The sequence below is a fragment of the Sporosarcina luteola genome (assembly GCF_023715245.1).
Classification (GTDB): Bacteria; Bacillota; Bacilli; order Bacillales_A; family Planococcaceae; genus Sporosarcina; species Sporosarcina luteola_C.
This window is the reverse complement of the sequence record NZ_JAMBNV010000001.1, coordinates 2021028-2038308: the sequence shown is the minus strand read 5'-3', so window position 1 is coordinate 2038308 and position 17281 is coordinate 2021028. Positions and strand designations below refer to the sequence as shown.

The following is a 17281-nucleotide window of genomic DNA, read 5'->3' as shown; positions in this document are numbered from 1 at the left end:
ACACTTAATGGAAAGGCCTCCTCACGTAGACGAAAAACGCCCTTAAACAATATTGCAGTTTAAGGGCGAAAAACGAATCACTTCATATCCATTTTGAATTCCAAGAAAAGCTCATTATAAACGCCTAATAATTCAAGTCCTAAATTTTTATACACTTCCAAGTGGGTTCTCGTTTCTATGTCAGGATAAAAACGTTCATCCTCGACAACTTCTGGATCCATCAAGTCAAGCGCAGATAAATTGGGGGTCGAGTAGCCGACATAATCGGCATTTTGTGCTGCAACTTCAGGATCTAACATGAAGTTGATGAACGCATGCGCTCCGTCAATGTTTTTTGCGGTTTTCGGAATGACGATATTGTCGAACCATAAATTCGATCCTTCCTCTGGAACAACATAATCGATATCCTCGTTCTCATACATCATATCAGCTGCCTGTCCCGACCATGTTAATGAGACGGCAGCTTCATTATTAATCATTAGCTGAGTGACTTCATCGCCGATGACCGCTTTTACATTCGGACTTAATGTCTTCAATTTATCAGTGGCTTCGCGAAGCTCTCCAAGGTCGGTCGAGTTTAGGGAATAGCCCAATGAGTTCAGTCCCATGCCGATTGTTTCTCTTGCACTATCGACAAGGATAACGCGTTGCTTCAAGGAAGGGTCCCATAGGTCATCCCAACTTTCGAACGTTTGCCCCTCGAGTAACGTTGGATTGTAAGCAATTCCTACTGTCCCCCAGAAGTAGGGGACCGAGAACTGATTGCCCGGATCGAAAGGGAGATCCAGGAAATATGGATCGATATGTTTAATATTCGGGATTTTACTGTAGTCGACCGGCAGCAGAAGATTCTTTTCCTTCATCATCTCAATCATATATTCAGATGGAACGGAAATATCGTATGCCGTACCGCCCTGTTCAATTTTGCTCATCATCCCTTCATTCGAATCGAATGTTTCATAAATGACTTTTATGCCTGTTTCTTCTTCGAATTGCTTGATAAGATCCGGGTCGATATATTCTCCCCAATTATAAACAGTTATGGTGCCTGTGCCCGATTTGCTCCCTTTGTTCAACTCGGCATTGATGAATAGCAATATGCCGGCCACGAGGAGAATCAGGATGGCAGATTGGATAATGGACTTCATTTCTTCACCCCCGCGAGAGGCATCTTCGTTTTGCGGCTAATTGCATAGTAACCGATCACTAATGCGACTGTGACGATAAAGATGAGTCCTGATAGGGCATTAATCGTCAAACTGATGCCTGTTCTTGCCATTGAGTAAATTTCAACCGACAATGTTGAGAACCCATTTCCAGTTACAAAGAACGTTACAGCAAAGTCATCAAGCGAGTACGTCAAAGCGAGGAAGAATCCAGCAAAGATCCCTGGTTTTATGAATGGCAGGATGACCCGTGTCATAACATCTTTCCTAGAAGCGCCAAGATCGAGTGCTGCGTCTATCAATGAAGTGTTCATCTCTGATAACTTCGGCAATACCATTATGACAACAATCGGAATGCTGAAGGCGATATGGGAAATCAATACAGAAGCAAATCCAAGCTTAACACCTATCATCGTAAATAGAATCAAGAATGATGCGCCGATAATGACATCAGGGCTGACCATTAAAATATTATTCAAGGACAGCACTGCATTCCTCATTTTTTTATTGCGCATGAAATAAATTGCCAATGCTCCGATCACGCCGATTGTCGTCGATAATAACGCGGAAAGCAGGGCAATGATGATTGTATTGAGGACGATGATAATCAACCGTTTATCCTCAAATACTGCTGCATAATGCTCCCATGTGAATTCTTCGAAATTGGACATGCCACCGCCCGAGTTGAATGAATAGAAAATCAGATAAAAGATCGGGGCATACAGGATAATGAATACAATCGCTAAATACAGTTTAGGAAGCTTACCTAGCCTTTCCATGGTCTGATGCCCCCTTTTCTTTGCCTTTCGTGACAAGCATGATGATGAACATGAAGACGATTAGGAAGACGGCGATTGTCGAGCCCATTCCCCAGTTCTGCGTCACTAGAAATTGCTGTTCAATGGCTGTTCCTAGCGTGATGATTTTATTTCCAGCGATGAGTCTTGTGATCATGAATAGTGACAAGGCAGGAATGAAGACGACTTGGATGCCTGATTTCACTCCGTTCGTCGTTAATGGCCATATGACTCTTCTGAAAGTCGTCCAAGAGTTAGCGCCCAGATCGCGTGATGCATCTATCAATGCCGGATTCAATTTATCGAGAGCATTGAATATCGGTAAAATCATGAACGGAATAAATATATAGACCGAGACGAATACGAAACTGAAGTCGGTGAACAGAATTTGCTGCTTGCCGATGCTGACAGCTTCCAATAATGCATTTAACGGTCCGTATAGACCCATCAACCCGATGAAGGCATATGTCTTCAGCAACAGGTTGATCCACGAAGGGATGATGATGAGCAAAAGCCAGAGCTGCTTATGCTTCGTTTTTGTTATCAAATACGCCGTCGGATAGGCGATCAGCAATGAAAAGAGTGTAATAAGGAATGCATACCAAAATGAGCTGATTGTAAGTTTTAGATAGACGGACGTGAAAAAGTCACGGTAATTCGTCAGCGTGAAGTTGCCTGCCAAGTCGAAGAATGAATAATAGACGATCAATGCAATCGGAGCCAGGACGAACAACAAGATCCACGCTGTATAAGGGATCGAGTAGATTGGACGTAGGCGGGACTTATTCATCGGCATTCGCTCCGTAGGATTCAAGACGGGCATCGTAATCTTCCTCTGATTCATTCAATCGCATGACGTGGATGTCTTCGGGGTCGAAATCAAGACCGATTTTCTCCCCGACTTCCGCTTTCTTCGTGGAATGAACTAGCCATTCATTGCCGTCTTGATCGTATGTCGAAAGTTCATAATGCACTCCTCGGAACAATTGTGTATCTACTGTCACATTCAATTTCCCTTTATCGACAGTCGTGATTTCCAAATCTTCCGGGCGGAGGACGATGTCGACTTTTTCATTTGGCTGAAGCCCAGCATCCGCACAGTTGAATCGTTTTCCTGTAAATTCGACGACGTAATCCTCAATCATCATCCCCGAAACAATATTCGATTCACCAATGAAGTCTGCGACGAAGCGGTTGATCGGTTCATCATAGATGTCGAGAGGGGTGCCGGATTGTTGAATAGCTCCCATATTCATGACGAAAATTTCGTCGGACATGGCGAGCGCTTCCTCTTGATCGTGCGTGACGAAGACGAATGTCTTGCCAAGGCGCTGCTGCAACTCCCTTAGTTCGTATTGCATTTCAGATCGCAGCTTCAAATCCAGAGCGGATAATGGTTCATCGAGCAAAATCACTTCAGGATCATTGACGATGGCGCGTGCAATCGCAACCCTCTGCCGTTGCCCACCGGACATTTCAGTAATTTCCCGGTTTTCGTAGCCTGCCAAGTTGACGAATTTCAATGCTTCTTTGACCCTCGTATCGATTTCGTCCTTTTTCACTTTTTTGATGCGTAAACCGAATGCAATATTCTCATACACATTCAAGTGGGGGAATAGGGCATAATCTTGGAATACTGTATTAACTTGACGTTCATTTGCTGGGACATTGTTGATCTTTTTTCCATTAAAGTGAATTGAGCCTTCTGTCGGCTCGATAAATCCTGCTATCAATCGAAGGATTGTCGTCTTTCCGCAACCGGAAGGACCTAATAGCGTATAAAATTTTCCGCGTTCCAATTCAAATGAGACATTATCCAATACGGTCGTTCCGTCGCCGTATTTCTTCACGACATTCTCAAAACGGATAATCGGCTGATTTGTCATTTTGGTGTTTCCCCCTTCATAAATAAGATTCTGTCGCTACTAGGAGCAATTCGCTCGGGCCATCGTTGGCATTCGAGATTCGATGATATTCAGTCGCCTCATAATAGACCGAATCCCCCTTTAAAGCTGTGAAAGTCCTACTTCCGAGCTCGATTTCCACTTTACCCGAAAGGACATGGATGAATGTTTCGGCAAGTGAGGGCTCAAATCTTTTGAATTCTCCATTCCTTGAGAACGTAATATAGATCGGTTCCATTTCATTTTCATTTGAACGTGGAACGAGCCAGCGGATGCTATACTTTAATTCATCATTGACGTAAGTGGTTTGATCGGCTGGCGAGAAGACGACTTTCATGTTTTTCTTCGGTTCATCAAAAAATTCCTTCGGTGTTGTGCCTAGCACTTCTAAAAGGGAAAATAGCGTTTCGATGGAAGGGGAAGTGAGTTCACGCTCCAATTGAGAGATGTATCCTTTCGTTAGGTCGGTTCTCTCTCCGAGTTCCTCCTGGGTCAGCCCTTTTTTTAAACGAAGACTTTTGATTTTACTCCCGATATGCATGGTCGTCAATTCCTTCCTAGAATCATGGAGTTTAGTATTACTGTACTTTCTGTTTACTAGAAACCTACTTCATTATACAAAATACTAGTTGGAAATCAAGATGTTTAGTAAAAATGCCGGAATCCATTTTTAGGATTCCGGCATGGAGCTGTATCTATTGGTCAAGCATGTCAAGCTTATTCCGGCGTCGCCTTCGCAAATACATTCTGCCGAAAGTGGATATGATTAAATAGGCCGACAATCCGATACCCGTGACGGCTGTGATCAAAGATATCCATTCGAAGACTGTGTAGGAGGGATACTCTTTCCAGCCAGAGGGTGCCTCCCAGTCAGGAATGACAAGGTTCATGCCATAAATTCCAGATATGACTGTAAATATCGTCAACACGAATAGAAGCATATTTAATCGGCCGGCTTGGCTATTTTCCTGGCTCTTATATAATTCTTGCAAAGTTTTGTTCACTTCATTAAAAAGTGGATCAATGAGAAAGGTTGACCTGAACAGCTCCGCCAATTCCTTGCCTTCTGAACGGGTGCTGATTTCTTTGAAATAATATGACGATGAAAAAACACTGATCAGTTGGATGAGTGACCTGACGTAATACTCGTCCTTCTTCCAATCGATTTCACTGTATTCAAATGAGACACGCAATAACATGATTTTATAGAAATAATGAAGTAGCAAATTATAATAATGTGTCCCCATATATTGGGAAAGTTCATTTGTCAATTCGTCTGCTGGGCGATTGGATACGACGGAGTAGCCATGCTCAGTCGCAATCATATACAAATGTGGCGCCCAACGGTCATGCAACGAAAGCGACAAGGAGCGTCTGATATAGTCGGGATTCGTTGATGAAATGAAAGGGGCTCCTTCTGGGGTCCTGCCATTCAAGTTGCCTATTCGGTACAGTTGCTCCTCTGAGATGGATACTCCTGTTTCCGCGATGAGGAAAGATGAAACAAACATCCTTTCATCCTCAAAATAAGGAAGTGATCCAAAATGGCCTTTCAATTTCTTTTCGTGCAATACGGCTTTTTCCATGAAAGGACATAAATATCCGAATATGTAATCGCGGATGGAAAAAGATTGGCCTGTTTCAGGGATAATGATCATTGCACCCTTGCTTTCCTTTAAGTTCTGTTCAACTGCTCGGAAATGTTGGATGAAATCAAGAACATCGCTTAAGTCCGCGGGTATATCCTGCATGTTAACACGCAACGCAAGGAACGCGATTCCAAAAGGCCCGAGAATGATATCGATGCTCCTTATGTGAAAATCATGGCGTTCATCTCTTACCTGCATGACATGGTCTTTTTGGATAATTGCAGTGTACCGATGGAACCCTTTTTTTTCATGCGATCCTGGGAAGAGTTTATGTTCAATATACGGATAGAAGTATTGTTCGAGCTCTTTGCCTGTAACATCAATTCCATAACCGTACGGGGCGGTTTTATTGACGGCTTCCTCATTTATATGAAAATAATTATATCCATTCGATTTCAAGCTATCGATTGTTTCCTGTCTTTTCATCTGATCAAATCCAAATGGTAGAAGGAATGTCATATGGGAGCGAATCATATTCAGTTTTTCCACATTCTGTTGTATTGGCATCACATTGCCTACCTTTGTTCATTTTATATTGATGAGTCACCTACTTTACCTTTTCCTTAGTCAATGCACGACTAAACATTTCATTCCGATTTCGACTCTTTCGGCATAGAATAAGCATTGAGATTATTTATCCGGAGGAGATACATTATGAAATTGCGTGAGCAGATGCCTGAATTGTATGGTGCAACGACTTGGCTGAATGGGCGAGTTGAAAAAGAGGACCTCATTGGCGAAAAACCGACAATCATCCATTTTTGGTCTATCAGCTGCCGTGTATGCAAGGACGAGATGCCATACCTGAATAATTTCCGAAACCAATATAAAGATCGATTGAATATCATCGCTGTGCATATGCCGCGATCGGAAGAGGATAGGAACTTACAGCAAATCAAAAAAGTTGCAGCGCAGCACGGTATGACTCAATCAATTTTTGTGGATGATAACTTAAAATTGACCGAAGCGTTCGGCAATCAATTTGTCCCTGCATATTATGTTTTTGATAAAGAAGGTCGTCTGCGCCATTTCCAAACAGATAGAAGTGGTATGAACATGCTCAAAAAACGTATCAATCGGTTATTGAATGAAATGAGGAGATGAGGCGGCCGACAGTAGGGTCGTCTTTTCTTTTTCCTGTGAAAATTATGTGATACACTAATTTCATCCATGAATCGGATTGGAGCGGAAACTTATGAAAAAGGAATTTGTCGTCATTGGACTAGGACGATTTGGGGGAAGCATCGTTAATGAGTTAGTGGAATTGGACGCAGACGTTATGGCGATCGATATTTCGCCTGATCGGGTCGATGAATTTGCCCAGATTGCGACAACTGCAGTGGCGGCCGATACGACTGATGAATCTGCACTTCGGTCACTCGGGATCCGGAATTTTGAGCATGTCGTCGTAGCGATCGGAGAAAATATTCAAGCGAGCATTTTGACGACGCTGATCCTGAAAGAGATTGGTGTCAAAAGGATTACCGTAAAAGCGCAGAATGATTACCACGCAAAAGTTCTTCGGAAAATCGGCGCGGATCAAGTCGTACACCCGGAACGGGACATGGGGAAGCGGATTGCGAACAATTTGGTTTCCAATAATATTTTGGATTACTTGGAGCTGTCCGATGAATATTCGATTGCGGAAATTCGGGCAAATGAGAAACTGGCTGGTTTTACGCTGATCGATCTCGATATCCGTGCAAAATACGGCGTTAACATTGTTGCGATTAAGCGCGATGCGCAAATATTAGTATCGCCGCAAGCAATTGAAGAAATCCAATTGAATGACATTTTGATTGTTATCGGATCTGATTTGGATATTCATAGATTTGAGAAGAAGGCCCTTCATTGATGAAGGGGCTTTTTTGCGAAATTAAACCGGATTTACGCTCCAGGTGGACGCTTTCCGGGGTGCGGGCGGTGAGCCTCCTCGGCGCAAACGCCTGCGGGGTCTCACCTGTCCCGCTAATCCCCCAGGAGTCGCCACCATCCGCTTCAATCCTAATAAAGTATAAACACAAATAATAAATGCCCTTATGTCGTGTTGAGACATAAGGGCATTTAATTACATTATCACACTTCCATGACAACCGGGAGAACCATCGGTCTGCGTTTTGTCTGATCATATAAGTAAGGTGATAGTATATCAATGATATCGCTTTTCAATGAACCTGACTCTGCAGAAGAGTTTGCGAGTTTCTTGTTCAATTCCTTTGAAAGGAGATGTTGCGCTTCGCTGATCATCATTCCGGATTCTCTCATATACACAAATCCGCGTGAAATGATATCAGGTCCCGAAACGACTTTGTTTCGCTTTTTGTCGACAGTCGCTACAACGATAACCAAGCCGTCTTCCGACAGGATTTTACGGTCTCGCAATACGACGCTTCCGATATCACCGATGCCGCTGCCGTCGATGTACACGTCTCCTGAAGGGACTTTCCCGGCAATTCGTGCTGTATCTTCCGTCAATGCGAGCACATCACCGTTGCTCATGATGAAGACGTTGTCCGGTTCGACGTCGCAACCGACGGCAAGTTCTTTATGCATCTTCAACATGCGGTATTCTCCGTGGATCGGCATGAAATATTTTGGTTTGATCAAGCGGAGCATCAGTTTCTGCTCTTCTTGTGAGCCGTGGCCCGATGTATGGATGTTATTCAGTGCGCCGTGAATGACTTCTGCGCCCGCACGGAACAAAGCATTAATCGTTTTATTGACACTCAACGTATTACCAGGAATCGGCGAGGACGAAAAGATGACCGTATCGCCTGGTTGGATCTGCACTTGACGGTGTGTTCCGTTTGCAATACGGGATAGTGCAGCCATTGGTTCTCCTTGGCTCCCTGTACAAAGGATCATCACTTCGCTGGCAGGAAGCCGATTAAGCGACTGGGTGTCAACGAATAATTCTTTTGGTGCATTGATATACCCGAGTTCCCGTCCGATTGTGATTGCATTGTCCATGCTTCGGCCGAATACGGCGATTTTCCTGCCATAACGTTCAGCTGCTTCAATTACTTGCTGCAGTCGGTGAATATTGGAGGCGAAAGTTGCAAAGATGATTCTTCCGTCAACTTTCCGGAAGATTTCATTCAAGCTATCGCCGACCTTCCTTTCTGACATCGTGAAGTTTGGCACTTCGGCATTCGTACTGTCGGATAGGAGACAGAGAACACCATCGCTTCCGAACTTCGCCATTTTTGCAAGGTTTGCAGGTTCCCCGACAGGTGTGAAGTCGAATTTAAAATCACCTGTATGGACGATGTTGCCTGAAGGTGTTTTGACGACGACTCCGAATGCGTCCGGAATACTATGGGTTGTCCTGAAGAAGGAGACGGATGTCTTCCTGAATTTGAATACGTCATCTTCCTTGAACTCAATCATCTTCGTCGTTCTGAGAAGGCCGTGTTCCTCAAGCTTGTTACGGAGTAGTCCTAGAGCCAATTTACTGCCGTAGACGGGAATGTTGATTTTGCGCAGCAAATAGGGAATCCCACCGATATGGTCTTCGTGACCGTGCGTAATGAAAAGACCTTTAATTTTTTCGATATTCCGTTCCAAATAAGTATAGTCCGGAATTACGTAGTCGATTCCAAGTAAATCGTCCTCAGGAAATTTGATGCCTGCATCGATGAGGATGAGTTCGTCCTGAAATTGCACACAATATGTGTTTTTGCCGATTTCTCCAAGTCCGCCAAGGGCGAAAACGGCAGTTTCATTATTCTTTATTAGTTTCATAATTCTCAGACCTGCTCTAGCTCAAAATGAGGGGATGATTGCTCATATTTGAGATGTTGGCCTTCCAGTAGCTGAATCAGTTCAATATTGTAATCCCGGTTCTTTAACTTTTCGCGGACGGATCTTTCAGAATCGGCTTCAATATACAGTTGTTTTGTGTTTTCACGAATTGGTACTTGTGTTGCTTTTTCTTGATAATAGACTTTGTAAATCATGATAAACTCTCCTTTTTACGTTCGTTTGAATCTTTCTCTTCATCTTAGCATGTCAGTTGTTTAAAATAAACTATGATGACCTTCTTCGACCTTCTTCATCTAATATGTAACAGCAAATCATATGTAAAGAAAAGCCCGCCAATTGGGTTGGCGGGCGTATGTCTATGCGATCGTCTTTTTGCCGAGTATGCCATTGAGCCGTTTTAACCATTTACGTTTGAGGCGCTTGTACATGGGCATATCACTCCTTAAGGTCATTATACAGGAGTTCGAAATTTCTGTCAAGTTTTGAATTATTCCCTTTCAAAAGGAGTGGCGTCCGGGATTACTCTGAATGGGGCCGAAGGATCGATATGATCGTAGAACATGACGCCATTCAAATGATCCAGTTCGTGTTGGAAGGCAATGGAGGGAAGTCCTTTAAGCCTCATTTTGAATTCCTTGCCTTCCGGATCGAATGCTTTCACAGTTATCCTCGCATACCTAGGAACGAAACCGGCTACATCACGGTCCACAGAAAGACAGCCTTCACCAGATGTCAAATAAGTTCTTTCTACTGAATGGCTGACGATTTTAGGATTGACAGCGACTATACTGAGCGGTTTCTTTCCATCCTCTTCAATATGCAAAGCGAAGATCCTTTTTGAGGCATTCACTTGCGGAGCTGCAAGGCCAATGCCTGGACGCAGGCCATATCGTTCACAAATTTCATCATCTTGACTATTTATCACATATTCGAGTAAATCATTACAAAGCTTTTTTTCATCCGCCGCCAAAGGGAATGTCACTTCCTCGGCTACTTTACGGAGTGCCGGATGGCCTTCGCGAATAATATCTTCCATTAAAATCATTACGTATTCTTCCTTTCAATAAACCATGCTGTACACCTATTATAAGCCAACGGGGAAAATAGGGTAAAGGTTTTTGTGCAAGCTTGAAAAGCTTTATGGATACAGTTATAGTGAAACTCAGATTGGAGGAAATTCAATGAATAAAAAACTTGTAAGCTTAGTTGCTATGGGCATATTAGCATTATCCGGCTGCAGTATCGGGCAGTCGACGGAAAAGCAACTTTCTGAAGCTTTGACGAAAATGAATGAGTCTGAAACTGAATATCGTGACACGCAGAGTAAATTAACCGAACTAGAAAAAACTGAACAGAAGACTTTTACCGAAACGATGGAGTTGACGAAAGAAGACGTAGACAAACTGCGTTCCAAAATCGATGAATTGGACAAACTGTTAGATGAGAGACTTACCCATTTAGATAAAGAGGAAATTGCTATAAAAAAAGCAGAAGAATTTGTCGGTGAACTTGACACAATTGCAGAGAATGCATCCGATTCCGAGAGGGGTCAAATTTTGGAATTGAAAGAAGCAGCGTTGAAGCGATATGCTCTTCATTCCACTTTTATCGAAGAGTATAGAAAGCTTGCTTCCATTCAAAGAGAATTTTACGGAATGCTATCTTCTGAAGATGTTAAACTGGAAGACTTGAAACAGAAGGTGGAAGAAGTGAACGGACAAAATGGTATCGTTCAAACCGCAATAGCTGAGTTCAATGAAGCGACGAAAGAAGTTAATTCACTAAAAGAAGATGTGTTTTCAAGTTTAGAACAAGAAGAATAAAGGAAATGGGTAAAGTGGAGGCATTGCGACTCCACTTTTTCTTTTCGTTAATCTTTTTCGTTAATCTATTATAATACAGATGATATATTGTAGTAGTACAGTATTGGTAATTGCTATAATTCGGAATACGCAATCTTTCCGTAACGCTAAGAACAACAGTGATTGACCTACTAGTCCTCTTTAAGTATACTGATTAGTGAAGACGGTTGTATCATTATTAGAAACACTTAAAAATAATACAGATATAAAGGAGAGGTGCCGCATGGCTGCAAAACAAGCAAAGCAGTTCGACCCGGTGAAAACGCTTCATTCGATTGAAGAACAGTTTGAAATGTTCCAGATCTTGAACGAAGAAGGCGAGATTGTGAATAAAGACGCGGATCCGAATTTGTCTGATGACCAATTGACAGAATTGATGACGCGGATGGTTTATACAAGAATTTTGGATCAGCGTTCTATTTCATTGAACCGCCAAGGAAGGCTTGGATTCTATGCACCGACAGCAGGTCAGGAAGCATCACAACTCGCATCCCACTTTGCGCTTGAAAAGGAAGATTTCATCTTGCCGGGTTATCGCGATGTCCCGCAACTCATATTCCACGGTTTACCATTACATATGGCGTTCTTATGGTCCCGAGGACATTATTTAGGAAGCGCGTTTCCTGAAGGGTTAAATGTGTTATTTCCGCAAATCATTATCGGCGCACAATATATTCAAGCTGCAGGTGTCGCTCTCGGCTTCCAAAAACGTGGAATTAAAGCAGTGGCAATGACGTATACGGGTGACGGCGGTACTTCACAAGGTGATTTCTATGAAGGGATCAACTTTGCAGGAGCATATCGTTCGCCTGCGATTTTCGTTATTCAAAACAACCAATATGCGATTTCCACTCCTCGTGAACTGCAGACAGCTGCGAAAACGCTTGCTCAAAAAGGTATTGCGGCTGGGATTCCGAGCATTCTTGTTGATGGAATGGATGCGCTTGCTGTATACGCTGCAACGCGCGATGCAAGGGAACGTGCCGTTAATGGAGAAGGCCCAACACTGATTGAAACAATGTGCTACCGCTACGGTCCACATACGATGGCAGGAGATGATCCTACCCGTTACCGTACATCTGACACAGATACCGAATGGGAAAAACGTGATCCTCTCATCCGATTCCGTAAATACCTTGAAGGTAAAGGCATTTGGAATGAAGAGAAGGAAAACGAAGTAATCGAACGTGCGAAAGAGGATATTAAAGAAGCCATTAAAAAGGCGGATGCTGCACCAAAACAAAAAGTGACCGATTTTATGAAAATAATGTACAAAGGCGATATGCCATCCAATTTGCAAGAGCAATTTGAACTGTATACAGAGAAGGAGTCGAAGTAACCGATGGCACAAATGACGATGATTCAAGCGATTACCGATGCAATGCGTTCGGAGCTTAAAAATGATGAAAACGTCCTCGTCTTCGGTGAAGACGTTGGGGTGAACGGCGGTGTTTTCCGCGCAACTGAAGGGTTGCAAAAAGAATTTGGTGAGGAGCGTGTATTTGACACGCCGCTTGCTGAATCAGGGATTGGCGGACTCGCGGTTGGGTTGACACTAACTGGCTTCCGTCCGGTCATGGAAATCCAGTTTTTCGGATTCCTCTTTGAAGTGATTGACTCTGTCAGCGGCCAATTGGCTCGTCAATCTTTCCGTACTGGCGGAAGATACAACGCGCCTGTAACAATCCGTTCCCCATTTGGCGGCGGCGTTGCAACTCCTGAAATGCATGCTGATAGCCTTGAAGGGATCGTTGCATCCCAACCAGGTCTGACAGTAGTCATCCCATCAACGCCCTATGATGCAAAAGGTCTTTTGATCTCTGCAATCCGCGATGAGAACCCGGTCGTGTTCCTAGAGCATATGAAGCTTTACCGTTCATTCAGGCAGGAAGTTCCTGAAGAAGAATACACGATTCCGTTAGGAAAAGCAGATGTGAAGCGCGAAGGTACGGACCTTTCAATTATTACGTACGGCGCAATGGTCCATGAAAGCCTGAAAGCTGCGGAAGCGCTTGAAAAAGAAGGCTATTCCGTAGAAGTGGTCGACTTGCGTACGATTCAGCCATTGGACATCGAAACGATCATCGCTTCTGTTGAAAAGACAAACCGCGCGATCGTTGTCCAAGAGGCACAAAAACAAGCAGGAATTGCAGCGAATGTTGTTTCTGAAATTACGGAACGTGCAATCTTGAGCCTGGAAGCACCAGTTTTGCGTGTAACAGCACCTGATACGGTCTATCCTTTTGCTCAAGGTGAGAACGCTTGGTTGCCGGACGCGAAAGATATTATTGAAACAGCTAAGAAAGTATTGACATTCTGATTCGGAGTTTGGCTCTGATACTAAGAAAGGGTGAATCTTGTGGCATATGAATTCCGTTTACCTGATATCGGGGAAGGAATACACGAGGGTGAAGTCGTAAAATGGTTTGTCGCGAAAGGCGATAAAATCAATGAAGATGACACGCTTCTTGAAATCCAGAACGATAAAGCAGTTGTAGAAATACCATCCCCTGTAACGGGTACAGTAGAAGATATTCTTGTCGGAGAAGGTAAAGTCGCTGTCGTTGGTGACGTCTTAATCCGTTTTGACGCTCCCGGATATGAAAGCCATAGCGCAGCGGAAGAAGGCACAGAAGAGACTGAAGCCCAAGTCCAGGCAACAGCTGAGGCAGGGCAAGAAATCGACAAAGAAGAACAGCAGAAGGATCAGCCTGAACTGAAACAAGCTGCTGCACCTGCAGCAAAAGGGCAAACAGGCGATGTGCCCTCACGTCGTGTTATTGCCATGCCATCTGTCCGTAAGTTCGCTCGTGAACAGGAAGTTGATATCCGTCAAGTGCAAGGGACAGGTAAAAATGGCCGTGTCTTGAAAGAGGACATTGAAGCATTCTTAAACGGCGGTCAACAGAAGGCTTCTCAAGTTGCCGAAGAGGCTCAATCAGCCGTAGTCGAGCAAACGAAAGAAAAAGAAGCGAAACCTGTAGCGCCTATCGCATTGGAAGGCGACTTCCCTGAAACACGTGAAAAAATGTCTGGAATCCGGAAGGCAATTGCCAAGGCGATGGTCAATTCCAAGCATACGGCACCTCATGTGACGCTGTTGGATGAGATCGATGTGACGGAACTTGTTGCGCATCGCAAGAAATTCAAGGAAATCGCTGCTGAAAAAGATATTAAGCTCACATACCTTCCATATGTTGTGAAGGCACTCGTATCTACATTGCGTGAATTCCCTCAATTGAACACATCTCTCGATGATGAAAAAGAGGAAATCGTCCAAAAGCATTACTATAATATCGGTATTGCCGCAGATACGGACCGTGGATTGCTTGTTCCGGTCATCAAGCACGCAGATCGCAAATCAGTTTTTGCGATCTCAGAGGAGATCAGCCAACTCGCTGAAAAAGCACGGGATGGCAAATTAAGTCCCGCTGAAATGAAGGGCGCATCTTGTTCGATCACAAACATCGGCTCGGCAGGTGGACAATGGTTCACGCCGATCATCAACCATCCGGAAGTTGCAATTCTCGGAATCGGGCGCATTTCTGAAAAGCCGATAGTAAAAAATGGTGAAATTGTTGCCGCACCTATGTTAGCATTATCTTTGGTATTCGATCATCGGGTGATTGATGGTGTTACAGGACAGCAGGCTCTGAACCACATTAAGAAATTGCTCGGTAATCCAGAACTTTTATTAATGGAGGCGTAAGCATATGGTAGTAGGAGACTTTCCAATCGAAGTGGATACACTTGTTGTAGGATCCGGCCCCGGAGGATATGTTGCGGCAATCCGCGCAGCTCAGTTAGGACAGAAAGTTACAATCGTCGAGAAAGGAAATCTCGGCGGAGTTTGTCTCAACGTAGGTTGCATTCCTTCGAAAGCCCTTATTTCAGTAGGGCATCGTTACGCATCCGCAAAAGATTCCGATGATATGGGAATTACAGCGACCGATGTAAAGCTTGACTTCTCAAAAGCGCAAGCATTCAAAGACGGCGTCGTCAAGAAATTGACAGGCGGCGTTGAAGGATTGCTAAAAGGGAACAAAGTGGATATCGTCAAAGGCGAAGCGTACTTCGTTGATGCGAACACGGCAAAAGTGATGGATGAGACATCATCACAGACGTATAAGTTTAAAAATGCGATTATCGCGACTGGTTCACGTCCGGTTGAAATTCCTTCATTCAAGTATTCGAAACGTGTAATCAATTCCACGGGTGCACTCAATCTGGAAGAAGTTCCTGGGCATCTTGTTGTCATTGGTGGCGGTTATATCGGTACGGAACTTGGTTCAGCCTATGCAAACCTCGGTTCCAAAGTGACGATTATCGAAGGGGCCGATGACATCCTTGCCGGCTTCGAAAAACAAATGACGCAAATCGTTAAAAAAGGCCTAAAGAAAAAAGGCGTAGAAATCGTTGTGAAGGCATCTGCTAAAGGTGTTGAAGAATCTGACACAGGCGTTGTTGTTACGTACGAAGCAAAAGGTGAAGAGAAAAAAGTCGAAGCGGACTTTGTTCTTGTAACTGTCGGTCGCCGTCCAAACACTGATGAAATCGGTCTTGAAGAAATGGGCGTCAAATTCCTTGAACGCGGACTGATTGATGTTGATAAACAATGCCGTACTAGCATTCCAAACATCTATGCAATCGGTGATATCGTCTCCGGAGCACAACTTGCGCATAAAGCTTCTTATGAAGCGAAAGTTGCCGCGGAAGCAATTTCTGGCGAGAAATCCGAGATCGACTATATGGCAATCCCTGCTGTCTGCTTCACAGACCCTGAGCTTGCTACAGTCGGTTTGAATGAACAACAAGCAAAAGAAGAAGGTTATGAAGTTGTTGCGGGCAAATTCCCGTTTGCTGCAAATGGCCGGGCGCTTGCGCTTAACGCAACTGATGGATTCGTTAAACTTGTATCACGCAAAGAAGACGGTCTTCTACTAGGCGCGCAAATCGTCGGTGAAAATGCATCCGACATGATCGCGGAGCTTGGTCTTGCAATCGAGGCTGGAATGACGTTGGAAGACATTGCAATGACTATCCACGCACACCCGACACTCGGTGAGATTTCCATGGAAGCTGCTGAAGTAGCACTTGGAAAACCGATTCATATGATCACTAAATAAGTATAGATAGAATGATAGCGTCTGAAGGTATGATAAGCCTTTCAGACGCTTTTCCCATTCTTGCTACATCACTTCGTTTGAAGGCGTCTTCCAAATCGTGATAGGATGAAAACAATCACTTGGATACTTAGGGATAGGAGAGGATACGATGAAGAAAGGCTTGCTATACATATCGCTTCTCTCCATGTTGTTATTGGCAGCGTGCAACGAAGAAGCAACAAAGGAAAACAAGGATAATGATGAACAATCAGCTCTAGTGGAGGAGAATGCAGAACAGTTCGAATCAGATGAAGAACAACAGAAAATAGATGTAGATGGCGAATCACAAGGGCAAGATGAACCGGTTGAGCAAATTCCACAATACGAACTGAATCCGAAAACATTCTCCATTCAGCCTATCGGAGATGCGAATCCGAAAGTTGTACTCCTGACAATCGATGATGCACCTGACAAAAGGGCGCTGGACATGGCGAAAACATTAAAAAAACTAGACGCTCCCGCCATCTTCTTTGTCAATGGCCACTTTATTGCAACGGATGAAAAGAAAGCGATCCTAAAAGAAATTCATGATATGGGATTCACGATTGGGAATCATACGCAGACACATGCGAATTTGAAAACGTTGTCTGAGGAAGAACAACGGGAAGAGATCATTTCTGTCAATGACCTAGTAGAAGAAATTACCGGTGAACGCCCGCGGTTTTTCCGAGCTCCGTTCGGCGCGAATACTGACTTCAGCAAGGCTTTTGCTTTAAATGAAGGGATGCAAGTAATGAACTGGTCATATGGCTACGATTTCGAGAAAGAGTATATGACGAAGGAAAGAATTGCGGATATTATGGTGAATACGGAACTTCTCCGTAACGGCTCCAACTTGTTGATGCATGATAGGGATTGGACTGCTGATGCATTGGAAGAAATCGTAAACGGTTTAAGGGACAAAGGATATGAATTTGTAGATCCGAAACTCATTAAGGGATTGGATGATGAACAACGGGGATAAGTAAGGGGA

The 17281-nt window shown here is 43.9% G+C and carries 17 protein-coding genes; 8 read left to right on the top strand and 9 right to left on the bottom strand.

Annotation, left to right across the window (positions count from 1 at the left end; translation table 11 throughout):
- Positions 1 to 77: 77 nt before the first annotated feature.
- The 6 genes from M3152_RS09830 to M3152_RS09805 form a co-directional block, all read right to left on the bottom strand.
- On the bottom strand, positions 78 to 1148 hold the full coding sequence (locus tag M3152_RS09830) for an ABC transporter substrate-binding protein (protein ID WP_251694948.1): 1071 nt from the start codon (positions 1146 to 1148) through the stop codon (positions 78 to 80).
- Positions 1145 to 1945 (bottom strand): ABC transporter permease, encoded by an 801-nt coding sequence (locus M3152_RS09825; RefSeq protein ID WP_251694947.1) that lies wholly within the window; start codon positions 1943 to 1945, stop codon positions 1145 to 1147. The genes M3152_RS09830 and M3152_RS09825 overlap by 4 nt, the downstream gene beginning before the upstream one ends.
- Entirely contained in the window at positions 1929 to 2753 is an 825-nt protein-coding gene (locus M3152_RS09820) for an ABC transporter permease (RefSeq protein ID WP_251694946.1), read from the bottom strand. Before M3152_RS09820 ends, M3152_RS09825 begins: the two co-directional genes overlap by 17 nt.
- Positions 2746 to 3849, bottom strand: coding sequence for an ABC transporter ATP-binding protein (locus tag M3152_RS09815; protein WP_251694945.1), 1104 nt, complete (start codon positions 3847 to 3849; stop codon positions 2746 to 2748). The genes M3152_RS09820 and M3152_RS09815 overlap by 8 nt, the downstream gene beginning before the upstream one ends.
- 16 nt (positions 3850 to 3865) lie before the next feature.
- Positions 3866 to 4408, bottom strand: coding sequence for a helix-turn-helix domain-containing protein (locus M3152_RS09810; protein ID WP_251694944.1), 543 nt, complete (start codon positions 4406 to 4408; stop codon positions 3866 to 3868).
- A 154-nt stretch (positions 4409 to 4562) separates the two neighbouring features.
- A complete protein-coding gene (locus M3152_RS09805) occupies positions 4563 to 6023 on the bottom strand; it encodes a hypothetical protein (protein WP_251694943.1) in 1461 nt (486 codons plus the stop codon).
- 147 nt (positions 6024 to 6170) lie between these two features.
- On the opposite strand from M3152_RS09805, the gene M3152_RS09800 reads away from it, so the two are divergent.
- Both M3152_RS09800 and M3152_RS09795 read left to right on the top strand, forming a co-directional pair.
- A complete protein-coding gene (locus tag M3152_RS09800; protein ID WP_251694942.1) occupies positions 6171 to 6620 on the top strand; it encodes a TlpA family protein disulfide reductase in 450 nt (149 codons plus the stop codon).
- Positions 6621 to 6711: 91 nt separating this feature from the next.
- Positions 6712 to 7371, top strand: coding sequence for a potassium channel family protein (locus M3152_RS09795; protein WP_251694941.1), 660 nt, complete (start codon positions 6712 to 6714; stop codon positions 7369 to 7371).
- A gap of 221 nt (positions 7372 to 7592) precedes the next feature.
- On the opposite strand, the gene rnjA is transcribed toward M3152_RS09795, so the two are convergent.
- The 3 genes from rnjA to def all read right to left on the bottom strand — a co-directional run bounded on the left by rnjA (position 7593) and on the right by def (position 10326).
- Complete coding sequence (rnjA, locus tag M3152_RS09790; protein WP_251694940.1) at positions 7593 to 9260, bottom strand: ribonuclease J1; 1668 nt, start codon at positions 9258 to 9260, stop codon at positions 7593 to 7595.
- 5 nt (positions 9261 to 9265) lie between these two features.
- Positions 9266 to 9475, bottom strand: a complete 210-nt coding sequence (locus M3152_RS09785) for a DNA-dependent RNA polymerase subunit epsilon (RefSeq protein WP_251694939.1) — start codon at positions 9473 to 9475, stop codon at positions 9266 to 9268.
- A gap of 293 nt (positions 9476 to 9768) precedes the next feature.
- The gene (def, locus tag M3152_RS09780; RefSeq protein ID WP_251694938.1) at positions 9769 to 10326 is read right to left on the bottom strand and encodes a peptide deformylase; all 558 of its coding nucleotides are present in this window, start codon (positions 10324 to 10326) and stop codon (positions 9769 to 9771) included.
- A 136-nt stretch (positions 10327 to 10462) separates the two neighbouring features.
- Between def and M3152_RS09775 the strand changes: the two genes are divergently transcribed.
- The 6 genes from M3152_RS09775 to M3152_RS09750 all read left to right on the top strand — a co-directional run bounded on the left by M3152_RS09775 (position 10463) and on the right by M3152_RS09750 (position 17272).
- Complete coding sequence (locus M3152_RS09775) at positions 10463 to 11104, top strand: YkyA family protein (protein ID WP_251694937.1); 642 nt, start codon at positions 10463 to 10465, stop codon at positions 11102 to 11104.
- A gap of 262 nt (positions 11105 to 11366) precedes the next feature.
- A complete protein-coding gene (gene pdhA / locus M3152_RS09770; RefSeq protein WP_251694936.1) occupies positions 11367 to 12482 on the top strand; it encodes a pyruvate dehydrogenase (acetyl-transferring) E1 component subunit alpha in 1116 nt (371 codons plus the stop codon).
- Between the two features lie 3 nt (positions 12483 to 12485).
- The gene (locus M3152_RS09765; protein WP_251694935.1) at positions 12486 to 13463 is read left to right on the top strand and encodes an alpha-ketoacid dehydrogenase subunit beta; all 978 of its coding nucleotides are present in this window, start codon (positions 12486 to 12488) and stop codon (positions 13461 to 13463) included.
- 39 nt (positions 13464 to 13502) lie between these two features.
- Positions 13503 to 14852 (top strand): dihydrolipoamide acetyltransferase family protein, encoded by a 1350-nt coding sequence (locus tag M3152_RS09760; protein ID WP_251694934.1) that lies wholly within the window; start codon positions 13503 to 13505, stop codon positions 14850 to 14852.
- A gap of 4 nt (positions 14853 to 14856) precedes the next feature.
- Positions 14857 to 16269 (top strand): dihydrolipoyl dehydrogenase, encoded by a 1413-nt coding sequence (gene lpdA / locus M3152_RS09755; RefSeq protein ID WP_251694933.1) that lies wholly within the window; start codon positions 14857 to 14859, stop codon positions 16267 to 16269.
- Positions 16270 to 16417: 148 nt separating this feature from the next.
- Positions 16418 to 17272 carry a polysaccharide deacetylase family protein gene (locus M3152_RS09750; protein ID WP_251694932.1) on the top strand — a complete coding sequence of 285 codons (855 nt, stop codon included), beginning with the start codon at positions 16418 to 16420 and terminating at the stop codon, positions 17270 to 17272.
- The last annotated feature ends 9 nt before the right edge of the window (positions 17273 to 17281 follow it).

Excerpts from the sequence above, each read along its gene's own strand:
- M3152_RS09765 (WP_251694935.1), top strand. The coding sequence starts at position 12,486 with ATGGCACAAATGACGATGATTCAAGCGATTACCGATGCAATGCGTTCG.
- def (WP_251694938.1), bottom strand. The coding sequence starts at position 10,326 with ATGATTTTAATGGAAGATATTATTCGCGAAGGCCATCCGGCACTCCGT.
- M3152_RS09830 (WP_251694948.1), bottom strand. The coding sequence starts at position 1,148 with ATGAAGTCCATTATCCAATCTGCCATCCTGATTCTCCTCGTGGCCGGC.
- M3152_RS09800 (WP_251694942.1), top strand. The coding sequence starts at position 6,171 with ATGAAATTGCGTGAGCAGATGCCTGAATTGTATGGTGCAACGACTTGG.
- M3152_RS09810 (WP_251694944.1), bottom strand. The coding sequence starts at position 4,408 with ATGCATATCGGGAGTAAAATCAAAAGTCTTCGTTTAAAAAAAGGGCTG.
- pdhA (WP_251694936.1), top strand. The coding sequence starts at position 11,367 with ATGGCTGCAAAACAAGCAAAGCAGTTCGACCCGGTGAAAACGCTTCAT.
- M3152_RS09775 (WP_251694937.1), top strand. The coding sequence starts at position 10,463 with ATGAATAAAAAACTTGTAAGCTTAGTTGCTATGGGCATATTAGCATTA.
- M3152_RS09820 (WP_251694946.1), bottom strand. The coding sequence starts at position 2,753 with ATGAATAAGTCCCGCCTACGTCCAATCTACTCGATCCCTTATACAGCG.
- lpdA (WP_251694933.1), top strand. The coding sequence starts at position 14,857 with ATGGTAGTAGGAGACTTTCCAATCGAAGTGGATACACTTGTTGTAGGA.
- M3152_RS09815 (WP_251694945.1), bottom strand. The coding sequence starts at position 3,849 with ATGACAAATCAGCCGATTATCCGTTTTGAGAATGTCGTGAAGAAATAC.
- M3152_RS09795 (WP_251694941.1), top strand. The coding sequence starts at position 6,712 with ATGAAAAAGGAATTTGTCGTCATTGGACTAGGACGATTTGGGGGAAGC.
- M3152_RS09805 (WP_251694943.1), bottom strand. The coding sequence starts at position 6,023 with ATGCCAATACAACAGAATGTGGAAAAACTGAATATGATTCGCTCCCAT.
- M3152_RS09750 (WP_251694932.1), top strand. The coding sequence starts at position 16,418 with ATGAAGAAAGGCTTGCTATACATATCGCTTCTCTCCATGTTGTTATTG.
- rnjA (WP_251694940.1), bottom strand. The coding sequence starts at position 9,260 with ATGAAACTAATAAAGAATAATGAAACTGCCGTTTTCGCCCTTGGCGGA.
- M3152_RS09825 (WP_251694947.1), bottom strand. The coding sequence starts at position 1,945 with ATGGAAAGGCTAGGTAAGCTTCCTAAACTGTATTTAGCGATTGTATTC.
- M3152_RS09785 (WP_251694939.1), bottom strand. The coding sequence starts at position 9,475 with ATGATTTACAAAGTCTATTATCAAGAAAAAGCAACACAAGTACCAATT.